The sequence below is a fragment of the Paenibacillus sp. EB106-04-04-XG159 genome (genome assembly GCF_058791835.1).
In genome coordinates, this window is the sequence record NZ_JBYTDY010000018.1 from 1 (window position 1) to 12,633 (window position 12,633).

General features: G+C 48.3%; 7 protein-coding genes and 2 tRNA genes. All 9 read left to right on the forward strand.

What is annotated here, in order from left to right; genetic code table 11:
- Nucleotides 1–89 precede the first annotated feature (89 nt).
- Nucleotides 90–166: transfer RNA gene (locus AC3WTP_RS18835), tRNA-Pro, on the forward strand.
- Nucleotides 167–172: 6 nt separating this feature from the next.
- Nucleotides 173–246 (forward strand) — tRNA-Gly (locus tag AC3WTP_RS18840).
- 737 nt (nt 247–983) lie between these two features.
- Nucleotides 984–3,776 (forward strand): phosphoenolpyruvate carboxylase, encoded by a 2,793-nt coding sequence (ppc, locus tag AC3WTP_RS18845; protein WP_492396176.1) that lies wholly within the window; start codon nt 984–986, stop codon nt 3,774–3,776.
- A 332-nt stretch (nt 3,777–4,108) separates the two neighbouring features.
- A complete protein-coding gene (gene sigW / locus AC3WTP_RS18850) occupies nt 4,109–4,675 on the forward strand; it encodes an RNA polymerase sigma factor SigW (protein WP_492396177.1) in 567 nt (188 codons plus the stop codon).
- 149 nt (nt 4,676–4,824) lie between these two features.
- The gene (locus AC3WTP_RS18855) at nt 4,825–5,442 is read left to right on the forward strand and encodes a polymer-forming cytoskeletal protein (RefSeq protein ID WP_492396178.1); all 618 of its coding nucleotides are present in this window, start codon (nt 4,825–4,827) and stop codon (nt 5,440–5,442) included.
- Nucleotides 5,443–5,613: 171 nt separating this feature from the next.
- The gene (cdaA, locus tag AC3WTP_RS18860) at nt 5,614–6,438 is read left to right on the forward strand and encodes a diadenylate cyclase CdaA (protein WP_492396179.1); all 825 of its coding nucleotides are present in this window, start codon (nt 5,614–5,616) and stop codon (nt 6,436–6,438) included.
- Nucleotides 6,431–7,810 carry a CdaR family protein gene (locus AC3WTP_RS18865; RefSeq protein WP_492396180.1) on the forward strand — a complete coding sequence of 460 codons (1,380 nt, stop codon included), beginning with the start codon at nt 6,431–6,433 and terminating at the stop codon, nt 7,808–7,810. Before cdaA ends, AC3WTP_RS18865 begins: the two co-directional genes overlap by 8 nt.
- Before the next feature lie 48 nt (nt 7,811–7,858).
- Complete coding sequence (gene glmM, locus AC3WTP_RS18870; RefSeq protein ID WP_492396181.1) at nt 7,859–9,199, forward strand: phosphoglucosamine mutase; 1,341 nt, start codon at nt 7,859–7,861, stop codon at nt 9,197–9,199.
- An 867-nt stretch (nt 9,200–10,066) separates the two neighbouring features.
- Entirely contained in the window at nt 10,067–11,902 is a 1,836-nt protein-coding gene (gene glmS / locus AC3WTP_RS18875) for a glutamine--fructose-6-phosphate transaminase (isomerizing) (protein ID WP_492396182.1), read from the forward strand.
- Nucleotides 11,903–12,633 lie beyond the last annotated feature (731 nt).

Consider the following 12,633-nt stretch of genomic DNA (forward strand, 5'->3'; position numbering starts at 1 on the left):
GCTCAGCTGGATAGAGCGTTTGACTACGAATCAAAAGGTCGGGAGTTCGAATCTCTCAAGGCACGCCACTTTTACAAGATAACAGGTAACGGGATGTAGCTCAGCTTGGTAGAGCACCTGGTTTGGGACCAGGGGGTCGCATGTTCAAATCGTGTCATCCCGACCACATTATGCGGGTGTAGTTCAATGGTAGAACTTTAGCCTTCCAAGCTAATAGCGTGGGTTCGATTCCCATCACCCGCTCCATAATAATAACAGTAGACGCCAATGGGCGTTTTTTTTGTTATATAGATACTGTCAATGATGTCGCCAGTTACAAGTTGAAGCGTAATACTTAGTCATGAGCTCAGTTCCTTCGTTGCTTGCATCATGCTCAAACTAAAATCCATATGATGAGTCTTACTGAGGGACTGTGACCTCCTTGGCTGACTCGTACACGTTAAAAGGTTTTTCCCCGTTACAGAGTGAATAGTGAGCTCCATGGGAGAGATAACAGGGAAAAACCGTCTTACGCGAGCACGGCCATGAGCGAATGGAGCCTGAGGAGCGCTGTAACAGGCTTATTCCCCGTTGCAGAGTGAAAAGTGAGCACCATGGGAGAGATAACAGGGAAAAACCGTCTTACGTGAGCGCAGCTACGAGCCGAGCCCAGCCGAGCCTCACGAGCGAGCAGAGTCATAATTGAATTGACCAGAGTTCAAGCGCTGATCGAGTATTCATTTTCTATGACAGTATGGGCACAATAAAGGGAAACAGCGGTATTCTCACGATTCTGACTTGGCAGCCAACGAGGCAATAAATGCCGATGACAATTGTCAATATCAACATTTACATATATTATCAATATAAGCGTTTGCAGTGGTTAGGCTGACTGAAAACGGATGTAACTTTCAAATAAAACTAAAGATTTTCGTTTCGAATTATAGTATGATGTAAAGAAAGTCAAAATCAGTGCGAACTGCGAGTGGAGATGGGGGAGACGAATGACCGACTTAACGATAACCGCAAATAAAGCGAATTCCAACAACCTACTGCGGCGAGACGTTCGTTTTCTAGGAAATATCCTTGGCGAAGTGCTTGTCCATCAAGGCGGTAACGAATTACTTAACATCGTTGAAAAGATTCGCGAGCTAAGCAAATCATTGCGTGTGGTATATTTACCGGAGTTATACGAAGAATTTAAACAAGTAGTTAATACGTTAAATCCTGAAATTCGTCACCAGGTGATTCGGGCATTTGCAATTTATTTTCAACTAGTGAATATTGCAGAACAGAATCACCGCATCCGACGCAAACGTGATTATGAGCGTTCTGCTGGAGAAACGGTGCAGCCAGGTTCGATCGAAAGTGTCATTCTTGAATTCAAGGAGCGCCAAGTGGACGAGGCAGAGATTCAAGATATCCTTGAAACGATATCTCTGGAGCTCGTGATGACGGCTCATCCAACCGAGGCTATGCGCCGCGCGATTCTTGATATCAATAAGCGTATTTCTGCAGACGTAATGGAGCTCGATAACCCAACGCTAACTTACCGTGAGCGTGAACAGCTTCGAGCGAAGCTTCTAAACGAAATTATCACGCTCTGGCAGACCGATGAACTTCGCGACCGTAAGCCTACGGTACTGGACGAAGTACGCAACGGTCTTTATTACATTAACGAGACTCTATTCGATGTACTGCCAGACGTCTACCACGAACTGGAGCGCTGTCTGGACAAGTATTATCCAACTCGAACATGGCATGCTCCTACGTATCTGAAGTTTGGCTCCTGGATCGGTGGAGACCGCGACGGCAACCCGTCAGTTACATCATCCGTAACCTGGGAAACACTGAAGATGCACCGTTTGTTGGCTATTCGTAAATACGAAGAGCGCTGCAGACAATTGTTCCGCTCGTTGACATTCAGTACGACGATCGTTCAGATCAGCGACGAGTTGAAGCAATCGATTGAACAAGATAAGCAACTGATTGATCTGAAGAACATGCCGGAATGGCTCAACCACAGAGAACCTTACCGTATCAAACTTACTTATATGGTCGAGAAGCTGCGTAATGTGCTGGATGAATCCACAGAAGGTACAGCGCTGCGATATAACTCGGCAAATGAATTCATAGAGGATCTGCACATAATCGATCGCAGTTTGCGTCATCACTTTGCTGATTATGCAGCTGATACGCATGTGAAGAAGCTGATCCGTCAAGCTGAGCTGTTTGGCTTCCATATGTCGACGCTCGACATTCGCCAGCACAGCCAAGAGCATGAGAACGCGATGACGGAAATCTTGGCTAAGATGAACATTGTTCAGAACTACGCTTCGTTATCCGAAGCGGAGAAGATTGAACTGTTAGAGCGACTGCTTAACGATCCACGTCCGCTGACGTCACCGTACATTCAGTACAGCGAGTCTACGAAGGAATGTCTGGATGTATATCGCACCGTATTCAAGGCACAGAAGGAATTCGGCACGAACTGCATTACAAGCTACCTGATCAGTATGACGAACGGGGCTAGCGACATTCTAGAAGTTATGCTGCTTGCGAAGGAAGTTGGCCTCTTCTATAAACAGCAGGATGGAACTGTATGCTGCACGCTGCAAGCAGTACCACTCTTCGAAACGATTGAAGACCTGCATGAAGCGCCAGCCATCATGAAGCTGTTGTTCGAGATGCCGATCTATCGTCAAGCTGTTGAGTCCATGAACGACCTGCAAGAGATCATGCTGGGTTACTCGGACAGCAATAAAGACGGCGGTGTAGTAACAGCGAACTGGGAACTTCGCGTAGCGCTGAAGGATCTGACTGCGGCAGCACAAGAGTACGACGTGAAGCTGAAGTTCTTCCATGGCCGCGGAGGTGCGCTCGGTCGCGGAGGTATGCCGCTTAACCGCAGTATCATGGCTCAACCGCCTAGCACAATCGGCGGAGGCATCAAGATCACGGAGCAGGGTGAAGTATTGTCCTCTCGTTATGCGATGCAGGGTATTGCCTATCGCAGTCTTGAGCAAGCTACTTCTGCGCTGCTGCAAGCCTCTATGCTCGCCCGCACACCGCAAAGTGATCCTAGGGAAGCAGAGTGGGAGCAAGTGATTAAGAGCATCTCGGAGACTGCTCTTGAGAAGTATCAGGACCTTATCTTCCGTGACCCTGGCTTCTTGACGTTCTTTAAGGAATCAACACCGCTGCCGGAGATCGGTGAATTGAATATCGGTTCTAGACCTTCGAAGCGTAAAAATAGCGATAAGTTCGAGGATCTGCGTGCGATTCCATGGGTATTTGCATGGACGCAAAGTCGATACCTGCTGCCTGCATGGTACGCGGCTGGTACGGCGCTTCAGAAATTCTACGATAACAAGCCTGAGAAGCTGGCAGAGCTTCGCGAGATGTACGCACAGTTCTCCTTCTTCCAATCGCTTATTGATAACCTTCAGATGGCGCTTGCCAAGGCCGATCTGAACATTGCGAAGGAATATGCAGCGATGATTAAGGATACTGAGACTCGTGAGCGCATATTTGGTTGCATTGAAGAGGAATATGCTTTAACATCTAGATTATTGCTGGAAATTACGGGACAGAAGGAAATTCTTGATAATGTTCCAGTCATTCAAGAATCGATAAAACTTCGCAATCCGTATGTCGATCCGCTTAGCTATCTGCAAGTGCAGCTGCTGAGTGAGCTTCGCGCACTGCGTGAGCAAGGACAAGATGATCCTGAGCTTCTGCGTGAAGTGCTCTTGACGATCAACGGAATTGCATCTGGAGTTAGAAATACGGGCTGATGCCCGCTTATGCTGAATACTGTGGGTTGCCCGAACACGGCGTATCGAGCGGCTGTATCGCTTGATTGGGTCGAGTCCTGCTGAGACAGGGCTCGACTTTTCCTGTGTTATGAATAGAGGCGATCAGGTTACGTTAGAGTAGAAGCAGCCTGGCCCCACCATATGTGCGGCATTCATAATGGTGATAACGGTCATCTCACATGGGTTGCTTCTTGAACAGGTCATTATGCTCCAATGGCTCGTAGTCCTGCTCATCTTGGCCGGTATTGTCATTGCAGAGCAAACAGCAAACAGATTCGGCACCATTGAGCAAAGAGGACGGAGGGAGACTGTTGGATACACTAGAAAAGCGATTGGCAATGCTTGCGCAGAACGGTGACACACGGGCATTTGCCGAAATCGTTGAGCTGTACAAAGACAAAATCTTTCACCTCGCTTATCGTATGCTAAGCAACCGTCATGAAGCGGAGGATGTGGTACAAGATACGTTTCTGCGGGTATATCGGAATCTGCACCGCTATGATTCCAATCAGAAGTTCTCAACCTGGATATACCGCATTGGGACTAATCTGTGCATCGACCGACTACGCAAACGCAAGCCAAGCTATTCGCTTGATGCGGAAATGAACGATCAAGAAGGCGTCGACGGCTACGCCATGATCCCTAGCGATGATCGAACGCCAGAATCTTATCTGCTCGTCAGTGAGACACAGCGGATGATCCATGAAGCGATTGAGACTCTGCCTGCTAAGTATAAGTCGGTCATGGTGCTGCGATATCTGCAGGACATGTCTCTGCAGGAGATAAGCGATGTATTAGATATGCCGGTTACTACGATCAAAACTCGTGTCCACCGGGGACGTGAATTTTTACGCAAGAAGCTTGAACATAAGCTATGAAAAAAATAGCAGCATAAAACTATGAAACGATTTCGCTTGGATGACGTATCGTATAACAACAGCAGATAATTGCCACACTTGATTCTATATTGGACGAGAGTGGAACTGCTGTATACGCATGTGAAGACCCCATGAAAGGACTGGCTCAAATGGATTGCAAACAAGCCGTCTCACTGATGCATGATTTACTGGATGACGATCTGGAGCGATCATGCGCATTAGAACTAAAAGCGCATATGCTTGCATGCCCGGCTTGCCGTGAGCAATTCCGTCAGTTAGAATCGACGGAGCGTCTGTTGTACGGATTCAATCATCGTTTGCAGCCGCCAGGAGATGATCTAACGGAGCGTATCATGGCAGTCATACCGAAGCCGAAGAAGCAAAGCCCGTTATTCTTATGGGCAAAGAGACATCCTGCTGTTACGGTTGCGGCCGTATTCGTACTTGTCATGATGTCCAGCGCGCTCAGCATGTGGAATTCCGACCAGCAGATGCTTGTGAAGGGTGCACAACTCGACGGTATTGTCCTAGAGAACAATAAGGTTATCGTTCCGAGCGGCAAAGTGGTTAAAGGAGATTTAACTATACACAACGGCGAAGCTGAGGTATATGGAGAGGTAGAAGGTAACCTTACTGTGGTTGATGGCAACCTGTATCAAGCTTCAACTGCACATATTTCTGGATCCGTCCAACAGATCGATGAAGCTCTTGATTGGCTCTGGTACCAGATATCAAGCCTGTTCACGCGTGCGGCACCCATCCCGTAAGTCTTAATTGTTGCTTTTGTTATCGTTTTATAGGTTGATAACAGCTCTTCTGCGTTATGGCAGAGGAGTTTTTTATTTTATGGAAAAGGAATTTTGCGTCGAATTGCCGAAAAGGTTATAGTTATACTAGACAGAAGGATGATCTTATTAGGACATGCCGGGGGTACCTTCATGAATTATTTCGCAGACATGACGTGGCAGGGTATGATCAAGGATATTTTAGATATCTTGATCGTCAGCTACTTTATCTATAAATTATTAGTTCTGATCCGTGGCACGAGAGCCGTTCAGTTGTTGAAGGGGATATTAGTTCTCGTCGCTACTTGGGCATTGAGTACGTGGTTTGGATTATATACCTTAGAGTGGTTGATGAACCAGATGTTCACCTTCGGGGTGATCGCACTGGTTATCATCTTTCAGCCTGAGCTCAGAAGAGCATTAGAACAGCTTGGACGAGGCAAAATATTTGGTGGAAGATCGAGCAATGAGAAGGATGAGACCGGTCGTGTGATCGGCGAGCTGATTAAAGCGGTCAATCACATGTCTCGTCGTAAAATAGGCGCGTTAATCGTATTTGAACGCAGTACGGGACTTAATGAGTATATCGAATCAGGAATTGCGATGCATTCACGCATCAGTTCTGAGCTTCTGATCAATCTCTTTATTCCGAATACGCCGCTTCATGACGGCGCAGTTATCATGAGGGGGGATTCGATCGCGGCAGCGGCATGTTATTTGCCATTATCCGAGAATCCGTTCATTAGCAAAGAGCTGGGTACACGTCATCGTGCCGGTATAGGCATCAGTGAGGTTGGAGATGCAATCTCGATCATCGTGTCGGAGGAAACAGGGCAAGTATCATTGGCCTTAAATGGACAAGTTGTAAGGGATATTAAAGAGGAATCCCTCATCTCCAAGCTGTTTGAAGAACTTAAGCCGAAGGCCAAGAAGGAGCTATGGCAGTTCTGGAAGCGGAAAGGTGAGCGCAATGGATAAGTGGTTAATGAATAACACATCGACTAAGATAATCGCCTTGCTGCTGGGTGTGCTGTTGTTTATTGTCGTACATAAAGAGGATGCCAGTACAGTAGCTACCCAACCAACTACGGTGACTAAATGGTTCAATTCTGTAGCTGTGCAGACGATCGGATTAGATCCAGAAACCATGCACATTCGTTCAATGTCATCGGATACGATCAGGATTCAAGTAAGAGGGAAGAAAGCTACGCTTGAAACTACTCAGCCCGCTGATTATAAGGTAGTACTGGATTTGACGGGATATGGAGAAGGCAGGCATGTTATTCCGCTAAAATATGAGTTTCCAGACAATATTGAAATGATTCAGATGTCGCCCTCCATGATTACGGTTGATTTGGAGAGTGTGCAGACTCAGCAGTTCGAAGTGCAGGTCAAGGCGGAAGGTACTCCGGAAGTAGGATATACTGCGGGGACACCGATAATAAGGCCTACTAACCGCGTGCATGTCACACTGCCTACGACTCGTATGGCTGAAGTGAAGTCCGTGAGCGCTGTAGTCAAGGTAGATAAAGCGCATGAATCAGTGATACAGAAGCAGGTCAAACTCACTGCATATGACTCTGCGGGCAGAGAAATGAAGGATGCTGTCATAACCCCTTCCGTCGTGGAGGTCGAGATACCGATTACGAAGCCGTTCAAGAGCGTGCCACTTCAGATCAATCAGAGAGGCTCGTTGCCAGCGGGCTTATCCGTTGCTTCCATCGAGCCGTCGGTGAATACGGTGACCTTATACGGTGCGACGAAAGAACTGGATAAGATCGATATCTATGACAGTGTTCAAGTCAATACTTCTGATTTCACAGCAGCGGGTGAGTATACGGTTAATGTGAAGTTGACGCCGCCGCCAAACATTGAGAAAATAGAACCAAGTGAAATCGCAGTCAAGATAACGATCGCTGCGGATGTGCAGAAGGTTATTAAAGACGTACCGATTACGCTGACAGGTGAAAGCGATCGTCTCACGACGTCTATTACGGAACCGGCTTCCCGTAAATACGACGTGACGGTTATAGGAGCTCCGAATGTGGTTGAGAACCTGACGGCTAAGGATGTTCAGCTTATTGCCAACGTGAATGATCTGCCTCCTGGGACTCATCAAGTCGCTCTGCAGGTCAATCTGCCTAGGTTCGTTAAACTCGTGGATCCTGCGGGCTATCAGGTGGTCATTTTCATTCAGGATAAAGAACAGCCAACTGGAACGACACCAGAACCGACTCCGGATCCAGATCCAGGGACGGGGGCCACACCTCCGGATGACTCTTCGACTAATGTAGATCACGAAGGCGAACCACCTAAAGATAACGAACATGAGACGACTCCAACAGGCTAAATGAGTTATTCTGATACGACAAACAATAAAAGGGGAATCACAATAGATATGGGGAAATATTTTGGGACTGACGGTGTTCGCGGTGTTGCAAACCGTGAATTGACTGCTGAGTTAGCATATAAGATTGGCCGCTGCGGCGGCTATGTATTAACGAAGGAAGTCGCTAAGCCGAAAGTGCTTATCGGTATGGATACACGTGTATCCGGCAAGATGCTGGAGGCTTCGCTGACAGCGGGACTATTGTCCATTGGCGCCGATGTCATCCTGCTGGGTGTCTTGTCTACACCGGCAGTAGCTTACCTTACTCGTACGATGGGAGCAGATGCAGGTGTTATGATATCTGCTTCGCACAATCCGGTTGAAGATAACGGCATTAAATTTTTCGGACGCGACGGCTTTAAGCTGCTTGATGAGACTGAGCTTGAGATAGAAGCATTGATGGATGAAGCAGTGGATGAGCTGCCACGTCCTATTGGTGAAGATCTAGGTACAGTGAAGACTGATTTCGATGCAAAATGGAAATACATTGAGTATCTGAAAACGACGGTTAAGCATTCATTTGAAGGCATGCGTATTGTGCTGGATTGCGCGAATGGCGCTGCATTCGAATTAGCACCTCGTCTGTTCCGTGAGCTAGGCGCTGAAGTTATTACCATAGCTGCTGAGCCTACAGGCTTGAACATTAACGATCATTGCGGATCCACGCATCCAGAAGCGTTGAAGGCGGAAGTTGTTCGTCAGAAGTCTGACCTTGGCCTTGCATTTGATGGCGATGCTGACCGTTTGATTGCCGTAGATGGCAATGGAGAGGAAGTCGATGGGGATCATCTGATGCTTATTTGCGGCGATGCTATGAAGCGGGAAGGCACACTGAAGTCCGATACGATCGTATCGACTGTGATGAGTAATATCGGCTTCTATAAGGCTGCTGAGAAGCTTGGTCTGCGGTCGGCTAAGACGGCTGTAGGCGACCGCTACGTGATGGAAGAAATGCGCCGCGGCGATTACAACCTGGGCGGTGAGCAGTCCGGACATATCATATTCCTCGATCACAGTACGACTGGTGACGGCATCTTATCGGGTATCCAGCTGGTTAATACGCTGAAAGGCAGCAACAAGACGCTGGCTGAAGCGAAGACCATGATGCGCCAATACCCGCAGGTTCTCGTGAATGTTCGAGTTGTGGATAAGAGCAAATACGCTGGCAATACCGCTATTGAAGAGGCAGTGGCGGCAGTTGAGAAGGAACTTGGCGATAACGGTCGTGTTCTCGTTCGTCCATCCGGTACAGAGTCGCTGATTCGTGTGATGGCGGAAGGACCAGAAGTTGATATGGTGGAAGCGTACGTGAAGCAGATCGCTGATGTGGTCGAGAGAGAACTGCAATAGACGGTAAATAATTGTAGTTGAATATGTCGTATATGCAGCCGCCAATCCTCGGGAATGGCGGCTGTTTGCCTGCTAGAGCAGGCTGAGGGAGGCAAGATACTCCAACCCAATTATTGAGAAGTGCAGCTAGAGGTTGCTAACAGAGCACTCCTTGCATATAATAGGGTGTACTCGGGCCTAGTGTTGAGGAGATGGACGAACAGCCGATTCGTGCCATTCCATGTTAGAAGCCGGCGACAATGGGTACTGAGGCGATTACAGAAGAGAAAGGCAGGGCAGTTGTTTTAACGTAAGATAAAGCGCCAGCACTTGCACACTGCGGACGGCAATCAGTGTCAAGTGGACGAGGTGGAGGTGTTCGAAATGTTCGGCGGGGACCTCCCGGTGTGTCACCGGCACCGTAACGATGTAGCGGAAAACAACGAGGCAACTTGTTGGACAACGCGCATGGACCAGGGTGATGCTTCAGACTGACCTTATCCGGGAAGCGGGTAAGAAGTCGAAGAGATTGTAATGTACCGAGGGCTCGTTTGTTGAGGATGAACGGACGAGGTCTGTCGTTTTATGTATTCATTTTATGAAATGATATGAAAATGTAATGTAACATTCGTGACTATATAAATTCAATGAAGAGCTGTCTTGCCTGACACGCCGCACCGAATGAGGAGACTCGATTGGAGTCCAGGGTCATAAGTTGGCGTATAAGTCGCTTGCGATATGTTGGCAGGATGGGTTTGTATTCTCCTGTGTGAGATTGTGCAATTTCATAATCCGAACGTATCACATGCAGTACGTCATGCTTGTGTGCTCGTATGGGCTTCCAGTGCGGTGCTGTCTCAGGGGCAGCCAAATCGGAGGGAAACTCATATGTGTGGTATTGTCGGTTATATCGGAACTCGTAATTCGCAGGATGTATTGTTGGATGGTCTTAGCAAGCTGGAGTATCGTGGTTATGATTCAGCAGGAATCGCGGTATTTACTTCAGAGGGGCTGCAGGTTCGTAAGGCGCAAGGGCGTCTTGCTGTGCTTGCTGACCGTTTGGAAGACCAACCGTTGGAAGGCAGCGTCGGCATCGGGCATACCCGTTGGGCGACACATGGCAAGCCATCGGATGCTAACTCTCATCCGCATACAGACACTACGAATAAATTCTCTGTCGTTCATAACGGCATTATTGAGAACTATATGGATCTGAAGGAAGAGTTGATCGCTGAAGGGATCCAATTTGTTTCGGAAACAGATACAGAGGTTATCTCCCACTTAATCGCCCGTGAGTATGACGGTGACATTGTGAAGGCGGTACAGCGTGCGATTACACATATGAGAGGCGCATTTGCGCTGGGTGTGTTGACGGAGCACGAACCAGATCGTCTGGTTGCTGTGCGCTGCGCAAGTCCGCTTATTATCGGGATTGGGGAAGGCGAGAATTTTATTGGTTCGGATATTCCGGCGATTTTGCAATATACACGACGCGTGTATATTTTGAATGACAATGAGATGGCAGTTCTCACGAAGGATGCTGTCGAATTGATGACGATTGAAGGTAATCATATTTCTCGGGAAATGATTGTTGTCGATTGGGATGCTCAGACAGCGGAAAAGGGCGGATACGACCATTTTATGCTGAAGGAAATTCATGAGCAGCCGAAGGCTTACCGCGACACGATGCGTGGACGGATTCTAGAGAATCGTGACGGCGTTAAGCTGATAGAGCTGAAGTCGCTGACAGGTGAGCGACTGGCTCAGATTCGCAATGTGCACATCGTAGCTTGCGGTACCGCTTATCATGCGGGACTCGTTGCAGCTACGCTGATCGAGCGTGCTGTAGGCGTGCCTGTGGTGACGGATGTCGCTTCGGAGTACCGTTACCGCAAGCCGATCATTACACCGGATACACTTGTTATCGTAGTGAGCCAATCCGGTGAAACAGCGGATACGCTGGCAGCGCTGCGTGAAGCGAAGAATCATGGCGCGCCTGTGCTGGCTGTGACGAATGTCGTCGGCAGCTCGGTAGCTCGTGAAGCGGATGCGACGATCGTGACGCTGGCGGGGCCAGAGATTGCGGTAGCCTCGACGAAGGCGTATACGTCGCAGCTGATTGCATTTATGCTGTTCAGCCTCTATTGGGCGCAGGAAACAGGCCGCATGGCGGAAGCTGACATTCGCCGTGAGTTGGCGGCGATTGAAGCATTGCCGGAGCAAGTGGAGCAATTGCTTGCGCAGGCAGATCATATGAAGCGTGATGCAGAGAGCATGGCGCATCATGAGCACATGTTCTTCCTCGGCCGCGGCGTAGACTACGCAGTGGCGTTGGAAGGCTCCTTGAAGCTGAAGGAGATCTCTTACATCCATTCGGAGGCTTATCCAGCGGGTGAGCTGAAGCATGGAACGCTGGCGCTGATCACAGACGGCGTACCGGTAGTTGCGCTCGTTACACAGCCTGAGCTGGTCGAGAAGATGGTGAGCAACATCAAGGAAGTGAAGGCGCGCGGCGGTGTCGTGTACGCGTTCACGAACGAGGAGTTCGCTCCGCTGCTGTCTAAAGCTGTGGATGATCTATTCGTCATCCCAACGACGCTGCCTCACTTGAGCCCAGCACTGACGGTAGTACCGCTTCAGTTGCTGGCATACTACGCGTCCTTAGCGCTTGGCCACGACGTGGATAAGCCGCGTAACCTGGCTAAGAGCGTGACGGTGGAGTAAGGTAAGTGGTGTAGAAAACAGAGATGTGTAGACCGCAATTAATGTCTGCCACTGAGGACACAAAGTCTGCTACTGAGCAAATAAAGTTTGCCACTAAGCCGAACGATAATCAGGCATTTCACCTGATTATCGCTCGGCTTTTTTTCGCTCTTTTCCCCAGGCGTCACTCGCGTTAACGCCCCGAATCGCTTGATATATCAGGCTATTCCTCGATTGTTTACTCCGTTTCTCCTCCGAAAAATCCAGCACTTCCCCAATGTTTTTACCTGCTTTTACGTCAAACTTATTTTGCTCTTTTTACTCGATTTCCCCTCGAATTTTTGTGATTATCTCGGTGTTTTCTCTGATTCTACATCAAACTTTCAGTGGTTTAACGTGATGAAGGACGAGGGGCGAAAAGTGCCGGGAAGCCTTGTGGGAGTAGGAGGGAGAGGGATTTGGGAATGAGGGAAGGGAGTTGTAGACTTATTTGCATGGGGACAGGAGAACAATAGTTCGACCACAACATGACGGCATCTGGCCGCACTAACGGCTGTCGTTATTTATTGAAGTAACGGGCAGTTTTGTAGGAAAATGTGGTATGCTTTATAAAGCATTTAAAGGTGCATCACATTTTGAAGGATAAATGCGAAGAGGTATCTATTAAAGAGACTTTAGGGAACTCCATTTCTTTCGAATTATTCCATAGTAATTTTGTTTTAAACAACGACTGGATTCAGGCTTATGAAGAG